The organism is Acinetobacter sp. AHP123 (genome assembly GCF_023757925.1).
Taxonomy (GTDB): Bacteria; Pseudomonadota; Gammaproteobacteria; order Pseudomonadales; family Moraxellaceae; genus Acinetobacter; species Acinetobacter oleivorans.
Genome location: NZ_CP092454.1, coordinates 489,488 through 505,309 on the forward strand (window position 1 = coordinate 489,488; position 15,822 = coordinate 505,309).

Sequence of the window (15,822 nt, forward strand, 5' to 3'; positions counted from 1 at the left end):
TTTTTTTACGCCTAAATTTTAAATTATTAAAACCACTTCTCTTAATATATCTAGATAGATTGATATAACATTTTAATTAAATAAAGCCATCTAAATATAAGTAAAAAAAAGCAGATCAATCGATCTGCTCATTTCCAACGCGTTGTCTAAACTTTTGACCTGCTCTAAAGGTCACTACCCTACGTGCAGAAATTGGAATTTCTTCACCTGTTTTAGGATTACGTCCTGGACGTTCGCGTTTATCTCTTAACTCAAAATTACCAAAACCAGAAAGCTTAACCTGCTCCCCTGCAATAAGTGCTTGGCTAATTTCGTCGAAGAACAACTCGACCATTTGTTTTGCTTCACGGCGATTTAAGCTGGTTAACTCACTTAAATGATCAGCCATGTCTGCTTTAGTTAATGCTGTCATGAGGCCCTCAATGTCGCTTGATAAGTGTTTTCTAACACTTGGATTATATTGTCCATACCAGATTTAATTTCAGCATCTTCAAGCGTACGTGAAGGATGTTGCCACAGAAGTGCAAACGCTAATGAGCGCTTACCATCTTCGACACCCTGCCCCGTATACACATCGAATAACCATGTAGAGTCTAAAAGCTCTCCACCAGTTTGTTCGATTAACTGCTGAATATCTCTAACATTTATATTATCAGAGATTAAAAGCGCAATATCACGTCTAACCGAAGGAAAACGTGATAATTCTGTAAAATTAGATACATAAGATTGCAAAACAGCTGTTTGATCAAGTTCAGCTACCCAAGTCGTGCTTAAATCAAGCTCATTTTCTAGAGAGGGATGCAAGCGACCTAAGTAACCAATTGATTTACCATCAACTAAAATCTCAGCTGATTGCCCTGGGTGTAACCAAGCACGCTCAGAACGTACATATTCAACACTTACACGTCCAGCAGCTAATATCTCTTCAATCTCACCTTTGAAATCAAAGAAATCCATAGGTTGAGGCTTAACATGCCATGATTCTGGTTCTTGCGAACCAACTGCAACCAGAGCCAACGTAGGAGTCTGTTTTAAGTCTTCAATGTTCTTAGCATTTTGATAATCAAAACGCAGTCCGAATTCAAAGAAACGAACACGACTTTGCTGACGGTTGAGATTATATTGCACACAAGGAATTAAACTAGAAAGTAAAGTACTACGCATTGCAGCCAAATCACTTGAAATTGGATTTGCTAGCATCAGTGGCTGAACTTCTGGATTTAATTGCTTTTCAAGTTTTGCATCAGCAAAGCTAAAGCTAATTGCTTCTTGATAACCTAAAGTCACGATCGTTTGACGCAGCTCAGCGAGTTCAAAACGATCTTGATATTTAGCAAATTTAACATCCATGCTTGGTAAGCTGATCTGGATATTGTCATAACCATCAATACGCGCTACTTCTTCAATTAAGTCTTGATAAATAGCCATGTCATAGCGATGTGATGGTGGTACTACACTCCATTCACCTTCAGTCTTAACTGTTACCTTACATCCTAGTCGAGTTAAAGCATCTGCAATGAACTCACCCGCAACTTGATATCCCAACAATTGGTCTACCTGAGCTTGTTTCAGTTCAATTGCTTCACGCTTAGGAAGTAGATCAGTTTTTTCAGCTACAGTAATTGGCCCAAACTCGCCGCCTGCTAACTCTTGAATAAGCTGAGAAGCACGATTCATTGCAATTAAAGGTAATTCGAAATCTACACCGCGTTCATAACGCTGCGAAGAATCAGTATGTAAACCAAAACGACGTGCACGACCAGCAATCGCGAGTGGCGCGAAGAAAGCACTTTCTAGGAAAATATCAGTCGTATCATCAGTTACACTTGATGATAAACCACCCATAATTCCAGCAATTGCTAGAGCTTTTTGATCATCAGCAATCACCATTATATCTTCTTGCAACTCAACTTCTTGATCATTCAGAAGTTGTAATTTTTCTTGTTGTGTTGCTTGACGAACATGTACAGTCCCTTCGATTTTAGACAAATCGAATGCGTGCATTGGTTGACCCAATTCCATTAAGACATAGTTGGTCACATCAACCAAAATACTATGAGTACGGATACCTGAACGTGATAAAGCCTGTTCCATCCACTCAGGAGTCGCAGCTTTTACATTAACATTTTTAACTACACGCCCTAGATAACGCGGAGCACCTTCAGTACTGATAACGACTTTTTTCTCATCAGTAATAGTGGCATCAACCGCGTTAATTACAGGTTCATTCATTTGTAGCTTATTAATAACTGCAATTTCACGAGCAATACCACGAATACTAAAACAGTCACCACGGTTTGGCGTAATGCTAATATCAATGACATTATCATCAAGTTTGAGGTATTCACGGATATTTACTCCTACTGGAGCATCAGCTGGTAGTTCGAGCAAACCATCGATTTTATCTTCAAGATCGATCTCAGAAGCACCACAAAGCATGCCTTGTGATTCAACTCCACGAAGTTTACCTTTTTTGATTTTAAAATCGCCAGGTAATACTGCGCCAATGGTTGCCACAGGTGCTTTCATTCCAACACGAACGTTCGGTGCGCCACATACAATTTGTAAAGGCTCACCTGGACCAATATTCACTGTTGTAACACGTAGACGGTCTGCATCAGGGTGCTGCTCAACAGTGAGCACTTCACCAATTACAACACCAGTAAATGGTTTAGCAACAGGTGCCAATTCATCAACTTCAAGACCAAGCATCGTCAACTGATCAGACAATGTATCACTATCAATTGCCGGATTAACCCATGTACGTAGCCAATTTTCGCTAATCTTCATCTTTATAAACCTTTTTTAATCCTGAAAAACTGTTAGGCAAATTGGCGTAAGAAACGCACATCATTTTGATAGAACATACGCAAGTCATTAATGCCATAACGCAACATAGCAAAGCGCTCTACCCCTAAACCAAAAGCAAAGCCTTTGTATTTATCAGGATCAATACCCGCAGCACTTAATACATTTGGATGTACCATGCCACAGCCTAAAACCTCTAACCAACGGCCACGTTCATCCATAATATCTACTTCTGCACTTGGCTCAGTAAACGGGAAATATGATGGACGGAAACGCACCTTTAAATCTTTTTCAAAAAACTCATTCAGCAGGTTAATGAGTAAACCTTTTAATTCAGCAAAGCTGGTGTTCTCAGCAACGTATAGACCTTCGATCTGATGGAACATTGGCGAATGCGTCTGATCAGAGTCACAACGATAAACACGGCCTGGACATACGATACGAATTGGTGGCTCACTTGTTTCCATGGTACGAATTTGCACACCAGACGTGTGCGTACGCAGTAAATGAGTGGCATCAAAATAGAAAGTATCGTGCATAGCACGCGCTGGATGGTGACCAGGAATATTTAATGCTTCAAAATTGTGATAGTCATCTTCAACTTCTGGACCAGTCGCAACTGTAAAACCAGCTTTAGTGAAGAACTGACAAATTCTTTCTTGTACTTGAGTAACAGGGTGAACTGTACCAATGCGCTGACCGCGGCCCGGCAAAGTAATATCAATCGTTTCGCTTGCTAGCTTTTGCTCAAGTGCTGCCTGTTGTAATGCTGCTTGACGTTCTGTTAAAGCAGTATTAATTGTTTCTCGAACAGCATGAATCGCAGCACCTTGTACTTTGCGTTCTTCAGGGTCCATTTTCCCTAATGCTTTCGATTGTTCTGCAAGCTGGCTTTTTTTCCCTGTAAATTGCACACGCACCTGATCAAGTGCAACAAGGTCTTGAGCTGCTGCAATGGCAGCAAGCGCTTCTGTGGTCAGGGCTTCCAGTGACATATTAACTCTCAAAGCAACAAATTAAAAAAATATAATAAAACACTGCATTCTAACAGTTTTTCATCAGATTGATGAAGTTTATCCATCATGAAAAATGTATTAGGCAACAAAAAGATAAAACGTATAAGATAATAGCATCGTCAATGAGATCAACTATTATGGCGCTCAATCAAATTTGGAAACAACAACTTACGCTTGTGACGTATGGTAATGAATACCTCCGTCAGAATTTAAGCTTTACCCAATGGCGACAACATCATATTTTTGACCACCATAGTTTTCAGTTTCGTGACTTAGCTTCTCAGCATTTACTCGCTCAACACTTTCAAGTTTGGCTAGAAGCGCTAAAAAAACAAGGTACCACTCAGCTCAGTTTACATTTATCAAGCCTGCTAAACGAAGAGCAAAATCCAAACAGCAACGTTGAGCTTTTGCCTTACACTCATTTTATCGTTAGCCATCAAAATGATAAGAAATTTGCATGGATTTTCGGCCATGAACTTGCTGAATGGTATAACAATGATAATGAGTTTGAAGCTCCTGCTTCACAAACCTGTGAGCTTCGTTTAGAAACTTTCTGGCGTTTTGAACTCAATGAAAAATTATCAAAAAAAATTGAAGCTGATTTAAAAAATCCGCCATGGCAAGAAATAGCTGACTTTATGGAGAGTGAATTATTTCGTAGTAAATATGCAGCAGGGTTTGAAGAGCCAGAATTTCAAAAAGCTCATTTTGATGGTACAAGCATTACGAGCCAAGAACCAAGACTTGCTTTAATTCCAGAAAATTATCCTGCTGATTATGCTCATCAGCTTTTATCTCGTACTCAAGCATTGGCTAATTATTTAGAACAAAAGAAACGCCTTGCAAATGATCCATTAGGAGAAGAGCTAGACCAAGAACAACTCATTAATTTAAGAAATTTTACGCAAAAAACTGATGATTTGTTTGCCAAACTTATTGTTAAGGCTGCAAATCACTACCAAACAGCTCAGATCGTACCTGTAATTAAAGCCTCTCCGTTCGAGCAATCAAATGAAAATCCACAACATTTGAAATCTCACCACCATAAAGGCACTGGTTCAGGCGTTATTAAGCTGATTATTCTAACGATTATTATTTGTGCTCTGGCTTATTATTTTGGGCTTTAACTTAAATTAGAGTTTCCATTGATAAAGTAATTCTGTTATTTCGAAGCCGAACTCCGGTAGTTCGGTTTCGCCAATTATTTTGGCTCCCATTTTTTCATAAAAAAACCGGCTTGGATTTTTATTAAAAACTTCTAAACGAATAAAACTGTATCCCTGATTTAAAGCACATTGATAGAAATTTTGGAATAACTCACAGCCTATGCCTTGTTTTTGAACTTCTCTTAAAAGATAAAAAGCAAGAATTTCAGCAATATTACTCTCTGGGTTTAAGTAACCATCGAGAAAGCCTTTCACTATTCCATTTTCAGTATAGATAAGTAACTTATGATCAGGTCTTTTGGTGATTTCTTTCCATAATTGTTCTTTATCTAGTACTTTAAGCTCATCCAATATTTCCTGCTTAAGTATACCTGTATAGGTTTCTTTCCAACACTGCACATGTACTTCTGCAATAGATAATGCATCCTTAAAAATAGCTATACGAATTTCTGTTTCATTTAGTGATTGCAATTCGTTCCCCTTATGTCACTACTTTTAAAGTGAAGCACCATTTTGTTTCATACAAACTTATTCAGCTAAAAACCGCTCTCGAACATGCATTAGAGCAAAACCCAACAAATTTAGTCCTTGCCATTGAGATGGATCTTGAATATGTGGATAGTCTTGTGCCATACCAATTCCCCAAATTTTATCGACTGGAGATGCTTCAACCAAAATACGGTCTTTTGTAGCTAATAAGAATTCTTTCAATTTATGATGCTGAGAGAATTTAGCAAAATTCGCCTGTACGACAATGTCAAACCGATTTTCTTGCCATACCTGTTCATCATAATTACGCACTTTACGACCTAGCTGTTTTGCCTCATTCGGATGTTTAACCTGCAAGATCCGTGCAAAAGTTTCTTCATCATTAAATAATTTTGCTTTTTGCGCCATCATATAGTGCTCAGCAGTAAAGTATTCATCACCTTCCACTTTAAATTGCGCTGGAAACCACTGGCTAAAACAGCTTTTATCAACAAGATCAGCTTGTTTAGGAGTATGCCCCCAGAAATATAAGTATTTAGACTGATGGTCTTGCTGTACTTTTTGAATTAAGTCCTTTAGAAATTTTTCGTCTTTCATCATTTATCTCTGACTATTTTCTTTTTTAAAATAGAACCACTAAAAATAAAAAAGGCCGCTAAAAAGCGGCCTCTTTTTGAATCTCTAAGCTTATGCAGCTAATGCGCCTTTAGCTTTTTCAGCTAAAGCAGCAAATGCTACTGCATCATGCATAGCGATGTCAGCTAATACGCGACGGTCGATGATCACTTGAGCTTTTTTCAAGCCATCGATCATACGGCTGTAAGACAAACCGTTTTGACGAGCACCAGCATTGATACGCGCAATCCATAGAGCACGGAATTGACGTTTCTTTTGACGGCGGTCACGATAAGCGTATTGACCAGCTTTGATTACCGCTTGGAACGCTACGCGGTAAACGCGTGAACGAGCACCATAGTAACCTTTAGCGCGAGCAAGAATTTTTTTGTGACGACGATGAGCCACTACACCACGTTTTACACGAGCCATTTATAATCTCCTTAGATGTATGGGCACATACGACGAACTGAGTTCACATCAGAAACATGAACCATTACACAGCCGCGTAATTGACGGATACGTTTAGCAGATTTTTTGGTCAAAATGTGGCGCTTAAATGCTTGTTTGCGCTTGAAACCGTGTGCAGTCGCTTTGAAGCGTTTAGCAGCACCGCGGCGAGTTTTCATCTTAGGCATAACAACCTCTTTTGAACACCTGTTCGGAACGTTTGCACCATTGCAAAAACGACCTGCAGGTAAGGGAGCCGATATTCTAAAGCATCCCAACTTAAAACAAAAGTAAAATGCTCATTTTTTGATAGTAAATTGTCTATTTTATATAAACGTTATTTTCTATAATCAATTATCAAATTACGAGAAAATCCACAAAATCATCGCCTATAATAAGTGCAATCTCTTAAATTCAAAAGAATATGAATATACAAAATGATGCTTTCGCTGCATTACGGTATCGAGACTTCTCTATCGTTACGATCAATCAGTTTTGCTTAACGCTCGCAATTTTGATTCAAGAAATTATTGTTGCCTATTCATTATATCAAATCACCAAAGACCCACTGACTTTAGGTTTAATCGGACTTGCAGAAGCCATTCCTTTTATTGCTCTTTCTCTTTGGGGAGGCTATTTTGCAGATAGGTTTAATAAACAGATTATTATGAAAATCTGTTTATTTTTCTCGGTTCCCCTTCCCCTAGTTTTATGGTTACTTTTCCACTTACATGGTTTAGGGCATATCAGTGTTAGCTTCCTTTCTTGGGGCATTTATGCTGTTATTTTTGGCTTAGGAACAATCCGCGGTTTCTACAATCCTTCTGCAACATCTTTAAAACCATTTTTAATTCCACGCGAACTTTATGCAAATGGCGCGACATGGACAACCATCGGCTGGCAAAGTGGTGTAATTATTGGACCAATGCTGGGCGGTTTTATGCTTGCTTACTTAGGCAGAGAAACCAGTCTATTTAGCGTTGCTGTTTTACTTGGTATTTGCTTTATTTTAATTAACTTATTGCATAAACGTAATTTCCCTAAAATTGAAACGGACAATATTTTAGAAAGCTTAGGAGAAGGTTTCCGTTTTATCTGGAAAACCAAAATTGTTCTTTGGGCGATTTCTCTTGATTTAGCTTCTGTTTTATTTGGTGGCGTTATCGCGTTATTACCAATTTTCGCAGAAGATATATTAAAAGTCGGTCCGGAAGGGCTTGGATATTTACGAGCTGCTCCATCTATTGGCGCACTTATCACCATGATTGCTTTGACTCGCTTTCCGCCAACTCAGCATGCATGGCGTAACATGTTACTTGCTGTAGCAGGTTTCGGAATATTTACTATTCTATTCGCCTTCTCAAACAATATGTGGTTATCTCTTTTTGCTCTTGCTATGACAGGCGCATGTGACAGTATCTCTGTTGTTGTAAGACAAACCATTTTGCAAATTTTTCCACCAGAAAATATGCGAGGCCGCGTTGCTGCCGTAAACGGTATGTTTGTATCTTCAAGTAATGAATTAGGAGCCTTTGAATCAGGTTTAGCGGCTAAATATTTAGGCACGATTACCGCTACAATTTTTGGAGGCTGCATGACTCTGGTTGTTGTGACTTTCTGTTGGATCAAAACGAACGATCTATTTAAAGTTGATATCACCAGAAGCTCAGAAGATTAATTTAAATAGTTATAAATCAAAGCATCTTCGGATGCTTTTTTATTTTAAATAAACCCCATCACCACCCAGTAAATAAACAAATAGCGCCCTGCTTTGGCAATAATAACAATACTAAGGAAACGCCAAAAATTTTCTTTGAATAAACCTGCAACTAAAGTAATTGGATCACCAATCACAGGTGTCCAACTTAAAAGTAAAGAGTAAAAGCCATACTTATGATAAAAGCGCTGGGCTTGTTCTAAACGCTTTTCAGAAACTGGAAACCACTTTCGATGTTTAAACTGCTCTATCTTTAGGCCTAACCACCAATTGACACAAGAACCCAATACATTACCCAGGGTAGCAATGCTAATTAAAAGCAAAGCTGAATATTGTCCCTTTAACAATAAGGTTACCAATACCGCTTCAGACTGTAGAGGTAATAAAGTAGCAGCGCCAAAAGCACTGATAAAAAGCAAAAAGTAACTCAGCATAAGCAATTACACCAAATGACTTTTTGCTTTAAGCATTTATTAAATCTAGGCAAGAAATTAAGCCACTTTAATTGATAGTGCTTTCTGAACTGCTGGGCGTGCTGTTAAACGCACAATATATTCTTGTACATATGGATAGTCTTCAAGTTGAATACCTTGCCATTCATAACGCAAGATCCAAGGTAAAATTGCCATGTCAGCAATCGAGTACTCACCAGCAACAAACTTCTGACCAATTAATTGTTTATTAAGTACACCATATAAACGTTTAGTTTCATTTACATAACGATCTATGGCATAGGGAATTTTTTCTGGGGCGAAACGATTAAAATGATGATTTTGCCCAAGCATAGGCCCTAACCCGCCCATTTGCCACATGAGCCACTGCTCAACCTCAACTCGCTCTTGTTCATCATCTGGATAAAATAATCCAGTTTTTCGACCTAGATATTGCAAGATAGCGCCCGATTCAAATATAGATATCGGCTCACCACGAGGTCCATTTTGATCAACAATCGCAGGAATTTTGTTATTTGGAGAAATTCTCAGGAAATCTGGTTGAAATTGATCATTTTCTAAAATATTAATTGGGTAAAGGGTGTAATCCAGTCCCATTTCTTCTAAGGCAATTGTGATTTTATGTCCATTGGGAGTGCCCCAATAATATAGATCAATCATTCTATTTTCCTATTCATCGTTATCATGACTGCGTCTTGCGTTATATCATGTTTTAAGAGGAGCGATGAGATTTCCAACACTAAAAAACACATAAAATTCGTGAATTGAATTTCTTAAAAAAATATAGCAATTGTCTTAAATAAAACTGAACAAAGAAAAGTTAAGTGATATTTTTTATTAATATTAGAGTAAAAAAAAGCACTGCTTTTGCAGTGCTTTTTTTGAGTATTACTTTTTCTTTTTCGGTCCAAGTAACATACCCATTTGACGGCCTTCCATTTTTGGTGCTTGTTCCACAACCCCATACTCAGCCACGTCTGCTTCAATTTTTTGCAATTGAGCTAAGCCAAGTTGTTGATGAGCCATTTCACGACCACGGAAACGTAAAGTGATCTTCACTTTGTTTCCTTCTTCAAGGAATTTCAAAATAGCACGAAGCTTAACTTGATAATCACCAACATCAGTTGCAGGGCGCAGTTTGATTTCCTTCACTTGCACTTGATGCTGTTTTTTCTTCGCATCTTTTTGCTTCTGCTTAAGGTCAAACAAGTGCTTGTTGTAATCCATAATTTTACAAACAGGCGGCTCGGCGTTTGCAACGATCTCAACAAGATCAAGTTCAACCTCTTCAGCAGCACGCAGTGCTTCACTTAATGAAACAATTCCTTTTTGCTCACCTTCAGCACCGACGAGGCGTACTTCTTTTGCACGGATCTCATCGTTAATTGCTGGACGGTTGCTTTTTGCACCTTGTTGTTGGTTACGGTCAGGCTGTTTAATCTTTCTTACTCCACAATATACCGGCCGCGTTCGGCGACGGCAGACTTCACTAAGTCAATGAATGCATCTACTGACATAGTACCTAAATTTTTTCCTGAGCGCGTACGTACATTCACTGTACCTTCTTCAACTTCTCGATCACCAAGAACCAACAGGTAAGGAATACGCTCTAAAGTACGCTCACGAATCTTAAATCCGATTTTTTCGTTTCTCAAGTCAGAAATAGCACGAAGACCATTTTCTTTGAGTTTTGCTACGACTTTCTCACAAGCTTCAGCTTGAGAGTCAGTAATATTCATAACACATGCTTGTAACGGCGACAACCAAGGTGGCATGAAACCAGCGTAGTGTTCAATTAGTATACCAATAAAACGTTCAAAACTGCCAAGAATTGCACGATGCAACATAACAGGCTGATCACGATCATTGTCTTCAGTTACGTAAGACGCATCTAAACGCTCTGGTAAGTTGAAGTCACACTGAATAGTACCACATTGCCATACACGTCCGAGACAGTCTTTCAATGAGAATTCAATTTTCGGACCGTAGAACGCACCTTCACCTGGCTGTAGTTCCCACTCAAGACCCGCTGCATCTAAAGCATCTGCTAAAGATTTCTCAGCCATATCCCAAAGCGCGTCATCACCCACACGTTTTTCTGGACGTGTAGAAAGTTTCATTTGCACTTCTTCAAAGCCAAAATCTTTATAGACATCTAAAGTGAGCTTGATAAAGTCTGCAACTTCTTGACCAATTTGTTCTTTAGTACAGAAGATATGTGCATCATCTTGTGTAAAACCGCGTACACGCATAATACCGTGTAAAGAACCAGATGGTTCATTACGATGGCAAGAACCGAACTCGGCTAAACGAATTGGTAAATCACGGTAAGACTTCAAACCTTGGTTGAAAACTTGTACGTGACATGGACAGTTCATTGGCTTAACCGCATAATTACGACTTTCAGAATGAGTCGTAAACATGTTGTCAGCGTAGTTTGCCGCATGACCAGATTTTTCCCAAAGCGTAAAGTCTACGATTTGTGGAGTTTTAATCTCGAGGTAACCATTGTCTTGCTGAACTTTACGCATGTATTGTTCAAGAACTTGGTAAATTGTCCAACCGTTTGGATGCCAGAACACCATACCCGGTGCTTCTTCTTGCATATGGAACAAGTCTAAGGCTTTACCAATTTTACGGTGGTCGCGCTTTTCAGCTTCTTCAATACGCTTAATGTACGCAGCAAGCTGTTTCTTATCAGCCCATGCTGTACCATAAATACGTTGAAGCTGTTCATTCTTCGCATCACCGCGCCAGTAAGCGCCAGAGATTTTTGTCAGCTTGAATGATTTTAAGAATTTGGTGTTTGGTACATGTGGACCACGGCACATATCCAAATAATCTTGATGGTAGTACAAGCCCATTTGTGTTTCTTCAGGCATGTCTGCAATCAAGCGTAATTTGTATTCTTCGCCACGTGCAGTAAATTCAGCAATTACTTCATCACGTGGTGTCATTTTTTTAACGACATCGTAATCTTGGTCGATGAGCTTTTTCATGCGCTCTTCGATCGCTGCCATATCGTCTAATGTAAACGGACGAGGCATCCAGATGTCGTAGTAAAAACCTTCTTCAATGACTGGACCAATCACCATCTTGGCTTCAGGGAATAGCTGTTTAACAGCATGTCCTACAAGGTGTGCACAAGAATGGCGAATAATTTCAAGACCTTCTTCATCTTTTGGAGTGATAATTTGTAAGGTCGAATCTTCGGTAATTAAGTCACATGCATCAACTAAGCGATCATTTACACGGCCAGCAACAGTATTTTTTGCTAGACCAGGCCCGATACTTTGGGCAACTTCCATAACAGATACAGCGTGATCAAAACTTTTTTGATCGCCATTTGGCAATGTGATAATTGGCATAAAAAAATCCTTAAGGAGTGATGCCCTATACGAAGGAGCATTTCACCGCGAGATTATGATCGAGGCGAACCTCAAAATATAAAAACGGTGTAAATCAAAATTAAAAAACCTGAAAGATTTTACACTTGTTCAAGCAAAGTGAAAACCTTTGAGCCCACAAAATCATAAATACATTTTGCTTATCAGGTAAACAGCAATAAATGACTTAAAAATATATTGGGAAGATTTTTCAAACACACTCAGCGCAAGTGGTTTAAGATGAAGAAAATAGCATTTTTGCTCATTTTCTGACTGAAGGGTATTTCTGTTTAAGACTAAAGCATAGATGCTTTGATGCGTATTAAGTCATATTTTCAAAGAATGAATTAAAAATAGAACACGGAGTTGTTTACCATGGTTAGTGCTTATGATGAGTTACCACGCACACCCGCAAACTTTGTTGCATTGTCACCTCTACGCTACTTAGAACGTGCAGCCTATATTTATCCAAATCAAGCTTCAATTATTCATGGTAAGCGCCAAATTTCATGGAAAGAAACTTATCAACGTTGTTGCCAGTTTGCTTCTCAGCTCAAACAACTGGGAATTAAAAAAAATGATACAGTGTCGGTCTTATTGCCAAATATTCCAGCCATGGTTGAAGCACATTTCGCAGTTCCAATGGCGGGTGCCGTACTTAATACACTCAATACACGCTTAGATGCAAAAACAATCGCTTTCATGCTTGAACATGCTGAAAGCAAAGTACTGTTGGTTGACCCTGAATTTGTTAATTTGGTAAGAGAAGCCCTCTCTCTTATTCCTGATCAGCACATTATTGTGATTGATGTAGCTGATGATGAATATGAAGGTGAAAATCAGTTTATCGGTTCTTTTGAATATGAAGAATGGATAGCCCAAGGCGATATTAACTTTGTATGGCATTTACCAGAAGATGAATGGGATGCAATTAGCTTAAATTACACATCTGGAACAACGGGTAATCCTAAAGGCGTTGTTTATCATCATCGTGGGGCTTATCTCAATGCTGCAAGCAATATCTTAGCCTGTGGCATGAAACCTCGTGCTGTGTATTTATGGACATTACCGCTTTTCCATTGTAATGGCTGGTGTTTCGCATGGAGTATCGCAGCAAGCGGTGGAACGAATATTTGTTTGCGCAAAGTCGACCCAGAATTAGTCATGCAACTCATTGCAGAACATAAGGTTGATTATTTCTGTGGTGCACCGATTGTTCTTTCAATGATTATTAACTTACCTAAAGAAAAACAAACCAACTTTGATCACCATGTTGAAGTAATGGTTGCTGGCGCAGCTCCCCCAGTTGCTATTATTGAAGGTATGCGAAACATGGGAATTAACGTCAACCATGTTTATGGCTTAACAGAAACATATGGTCCTTCTGCCTTATGTGCTTCACAATCTGGATGGAATGAACTTTCAATTGCTGAACAGGCTCAGCTTCATTCCCGTCAAGGTGTACCCTACCCATTACAAGACAGTATGCGTGTGTTAGACCCCGAAACAATGCAGCCTGTCCCGAGTGATGGACAAACCATGGGGGAAATTATGTTTCGTGGCAATATTGTCATGAAAGGCTATTTAAAGAACCCGAAAGCAACTCAAGAAGCTTTTGCTGGAGGATGGTTCCACACGGGAGACTTAGCCGTTTGCCATCCCGATGGTTATGCAAAAATTACTGACCGATCAAAAGACATTATTATTTCAGGTGGAGAAAATATTTCATCTCTAGAAGTAGAAGATGTGTTGTATAGACACCCAGCTGTTTTAACTGCTGCGGTCGTCGCTAAACCCGATGCTCGTTGGCAAGAAGTACCCTGCGCATTTATTGAATTAAAAATGGGTGCCACAGCGACACCTGAAGAAATTATTGAACATTGCCAAAAAGAGTTAGCACGCTTTAAAGTTCCTAAAGATGTGGTTATTACAGAAATTCCAAAAACATCGACCGGCAAATTACAGAAGTTTATTTTGCGAGAATGGGCAAAAGAACGTGCTGAAAATATATAAATAAAAAAAGCGACGCCTCGAGCGTCGCTTTTTTTATTTAAGCGCATTTAGCCTTGATCAGACAATAATGCGATTTGCTGCACATAGTTAACAAATTTAACTTTTGATGCCTCAATATCTGCTTCACTCGCCTGTTGAGTTTTATCGCGGTTGATTCTCAACACATGCTGACGCAAGGTGTGACGTTCCGATGCATTATAAATTTTACTAAATTCATTAATTGCAGGATCACCCTGCTCAATCATACGGTCAACCCAACGCATTAATTGAGCCTGTCTTTTTGCGCCTTGCTGCGGGGTTAAATAAGACAAAATAATCGTCTCATCTTCATTGCGCAATAACTTACCAATACGTTGAAATTGGCGACGACGTGCTTCAAAAGAACTAATGTTCTGCACTTCCATTAAAGCATCAATTAAACGCTCATCAACTGGAAGTTTCTGAATTTGTTTAATAGAAAGTTGTGCGAGTTGCTCACCTAAAGCAGCCATGCGTTGCACTGCTTTTTTCTGTTCGGTTTTACTTGCACGTCCTTCTAAAGAACCGAAATCTTCTTCAGTATAACGTTGGGAACCACGTGCCACGATTAATCTGCCTCATAAAATTTTGCTGCGAATAACGCCAGTACTTCATTTAATGCCTGCTCTTCGTCGGTACCATCAATGACCAATCGCAAAGTGGTCCCTTTACCTGCACCTAACATCAGCAAAGACATAATATTTTTTGCATCTACCAAATGATCGCCTTTTCCAATCTGGATCGACGAACGAAACTTTGTAGTGACCTCTATCAGTTTTCCTGATGCACGAGCATGTAAACCGAGTTTATTAATTACATCAACAGTTGTGTCTATCATGACCAGTGCTTCATTTCTCTGTGTAAGACCTGAACAGACCATTCTGCCTCAAGTGCTTGTTTTAGTCTATCTACGATATAAACCGAACGATGTTGCCCCCCAGTGCAACCAATAGAAATCGTCATATAGTGACGATGTCCTTCAGCAAATGCGGGAAGCCATTTTTTTAAGAAGTGAAGAATATCATCAAACATTTCGTTTGCTTGCGGACTTGCTTCTAAAAATAGTCTTACTGGCTCATCCAAACCAGAAAAACGTCTTAATTCTAAATCCCAATGCGGATTTGGTAAATGCCGTACATCAAAAACATAATCGGCATCTAAAGGAATGCCATGTTTATATCCAAATGACTGCAATATGACAATAAGCTTATCTGACTGCCCCAATTTAGACAGTAAAATATGCTTTAAATCATGAACGCTTTTATCCGTTGTATCAATATGAACCGTAGCTCGGAACTGAATTGGAAGCAGTAACTGCTTTTCTTCATGAATACATTGCAACAGACTTTTAAAACGATTAGCTAATGGATGCGGGCGACGCGATGCACTAAAACGTGCAATCAAATCCTGATCTTGTGTCGTCAAGTAAATAACATCAACAGTTCCATGCCTTTGTAATTGCTCAAACACATGATCGAACTCTTGCATATCTGCTCGAGTACTTCTTACATCCACACCTAAAGCTAATTGCTCCAGATTGTTTTCATGATCTAGCTTTGCCACAATTTCAGGCAGCAATGCCAAAGGCAAATTATCAATACAGTAATAGCCCAAATCTTCTAATACTTGAAGGGCTGAAGATTTTCCTGAACCAGACTGTCCTGTCACGATAAGTATACGCTTCATGGC

The 15,822-nt window shown here is 39.1% G+C and carries 17 protein-coding genes; 3 read left to right on the forward strand and 14 right to left on the reverse strand.

What is annotated here, in order from left to right; all coding sequences use genetic code 11:
* Positions 1-115 precede the first annotated feature (115 nt).
* Genes MJX77_RS02320 through pheS form a run of 3 tightly spaced genes read right to left on the reverse strand, consistent with a single transcriptional unit; the run spans position 116 to position 3,803 of the window.
* Complete coding sequence (locus MJX77_RS02320; protein WP_000126166.1) at positions 116-412, reverse strand: integration host factor subunit alpha; 297 nt, start codon at positions 410-412, stop codon at positions 116-118.
* Positions 409-2,790 (reverse strand): phenylalanine--tRNA ligase subunit beta, encoded by a 2,382-nt coding sequence (gene pheT, locus MJX77_RS02325; RefSeq protein ID WP_252060467.1) that lies wholly within the window; start codon positions 2,788-2,790, stop codon positions 409-411. The genes MJX77_RS02320 and pheT overlap by 4 nt, the downstream gene beginning before the upstream one ends.
* A 32-nt stretch (positions 2,791-2,822) precedes the next feature.
* Positions 2,823-3,803, reverse strand: a complete 981-nt coding sequence (gene pheS, locus MJX77_RS02330; RefSeq protein WP_252060468.1) for a phenylalanine--tRNA ligase subunit alpha — start codon at positions 3,801-3,803, stop codon at positions 2,823-2,825.
* A gap of 158 nt (positions 3,804-3,961) precedes the next feature.
* On the opposite strand from pheS, the gene MJX77_RS02335 reads away from it, so the two are divergent.
* Positions 3,962-4,954: a hypothetical protein gene (locus MJX77_RS02335; protein ID WP_252060469.1), complete on the forward strand. Its 993-nt coding sequence runs from the start codon at positions 3,962-3,964 to the stop codon at positions 4,952-4,954.
* A gap of 6 nt (positions 4,955-4,960) precedes the next feature.
* On the opposite strand, the gene MJX77_RS02340 is transcribed toward MJX77_RS02335, so the two are convergent.
* The 4 genes from MJX77_RS02340 to rpmI all read right to left on the reverse strand — a co-directional run bounded on the left by MJX77_RS02340 (position 4,961) and on the right by rpmI (position 6,735).
* Positions 4,961-5,464 (reverse strand): GNAT family N-acetyltransferase, encoded by a 504-nt coding sequence (locus MJX77_RS02340; protein WP_252060470.1) that lies wholly within the window; start codon positions 5,462-5,464, stop codon positions 4,961-4,963.
* Between the two features lie 57 nt (positions 5,465-5,521).
* The gene (gene ybiA, locus MJX77_RS02345) at positions 5,522-6,079 is read right to left on the reverse strand and encodes a riboflavin biosynthesis intermediates N-glycosidase (RefSeq protein WP_252061301.1); all 558 of its coding nucleotides are present in this window, start codon (positions 6,077-6,079) and stop codon (positions 5,522-5,524) included.
* A 90-nt stretch (positions 6,080-6,169) separates the two neighbouring features.
* On the reverse strand, positions 6,170-6,529 hold the full coding sequence (gene rplT / locus MJX77_RS02350; RefSeq protein ID WP_000124858.1) for a 50S ribosomal protein L20: 360 nt from the start codon (positions 6,527-6,529) through the stop codon (positions 6,170-6,172).
* 11 nt (positions 6,530-6,540) lie between these two features.
* On the reverse strand, positions 6,541-6,735 hold the full coding sequence (gene rpmI, locus MJX77_RS02355) for a 50S ribosomal protein L35 (RefSeq protein ID WP_003655048.1): 195 nt from the start codon (positions 6,733-6,735) through the stop codon (positions 6,541-6,543).
* A gap of 236 nt (positions 6,736-6,971) precedes the next feature.
* Here rpmI and nreB point away from each other — a divergent pair, with 236 nt between their 5' ends.
* Positions 6,972-8,225 (forward strand): nickel resistance MFS transporter NreB, encoded by a 1,254-nt coding sequence (gene nreB, locus MJX77_RS02360; protein WP_252060471.1) that lies wholly within the window; start codon positions 6,972-6,974, stop codon positions 8,223-8,225.
* A gap of 44 nt (positions 8,226-8,269) precedes the next feature.
* Here nreB and MJX77_RS02365 read toward each other — a convergent pair whose 3' ends face one another.
* The 4 genes from MJX77_RS02365 to thrS form a co-directional block, all read right to left on the reverse strand.
* A complete protein-coding gene (locus tag MJX77_RS02365; protein ID WP_252060472.1) occupies positions 8,270-8,698 on the reverse strand; it encodes a YqaA family protein in 429 nt (142 codons plus the stop codon).
* Positions 8,699-8,755: 57 nt separating this feature from the next.
* A complete protein-coding gene (locus MJX77_RS02370) occupies positions 8,756-9,376 on the reverse strand; it encodes a glutathione S-transferase N-terminal domain-containing protein (protein ID WP_005302422.1) in 621 nt (206 codons plus the stop codon).
* 228 nt (positions 9,377-9,604) lie between these two features.
* Positions 9,605-10,156: a translation initiation factor IF-3 gene (gene infC, locus MJX77_RS02375; protein WP_081399203.1), complete on the reverse strand. Its 552-nt coding sequence runs from the start codon at positions 10,154-10,156 to the stop codon at positions 9,605-9,607.
* Positions 10,157-10,161: 5 nt separating this feature from the next.
* Positions 10,162-12,084, reverse strand: coding sequence for a threonine--tRNA ligase (thrS, locus tag MJX77_RS02380; protein ID WP_004794546.1), 1,923 nt, complete (start codon positions 12,082-12,084; stop codon positions 10,162-10,164).
* A gap of 393 nt (positions 12,085-12,477) precedes the next feature.
* Between thrS and MJX77_RS02385 the strand changes: the two genes are divergently transcribed.
* Entirely contained in the window at positions 12,478-14,115 is a 1,638-nt protein-coding gene (locus tag MJX77_RS02385; protein ID WP_252060473.1) for an acyl-CoA synthetase, read from the forward strand.
* 47 nt (positions 14,116-14,162) lie between these two features.
* Here MJX77_RS02385 and yjgA read toward each other — a convergent pair whose 3' ends face one another.
* The 3 genes from yjgA to rapZ are packed head-to-tail and all read right to left on the reverse strand — an operon-like array spanning position 14,163 to position 15,819.
* Complete coding sequence (gene yjgA / locus MJX77_RS02390) at positions 14,163-14,699, reverse strand: ribosome biogenesis factor YjgA (RefSeq protein ID WP_004794549.1); 537 nt, start codon at positions 14,697-14,699, stop codon at positions 14,163-14,165.
* A gap of 2 nt (positions 14,700-14,701) precedes the next feature.
* Positions 14,702-14,971, reverse strand: coding sequence for an HPr family phosphocarrier protein (locus MJX77_RS02395; protein WP_013198928.1), 270 nt, complete (start codon positions 14,969-14,971; stop codon positions 14,702-14,704).
* Positions 14,968-15,819, reverse strand: coding sequence for an RNase adapter RapZ (gene rapZ / locus MJX77_RS02400; RefSeq protein WP_004794551.1), 852 nt, complete (start codon positions 15,817-15,819; stop codon positions 14,968-14,970). The genes MJX77_RS02395 and rapZ overlap by 4 nt, the downstream gene beginning before the upstream one ends.
* Positions 15,820-15,822: the final 3 nt, after the last annotated feature.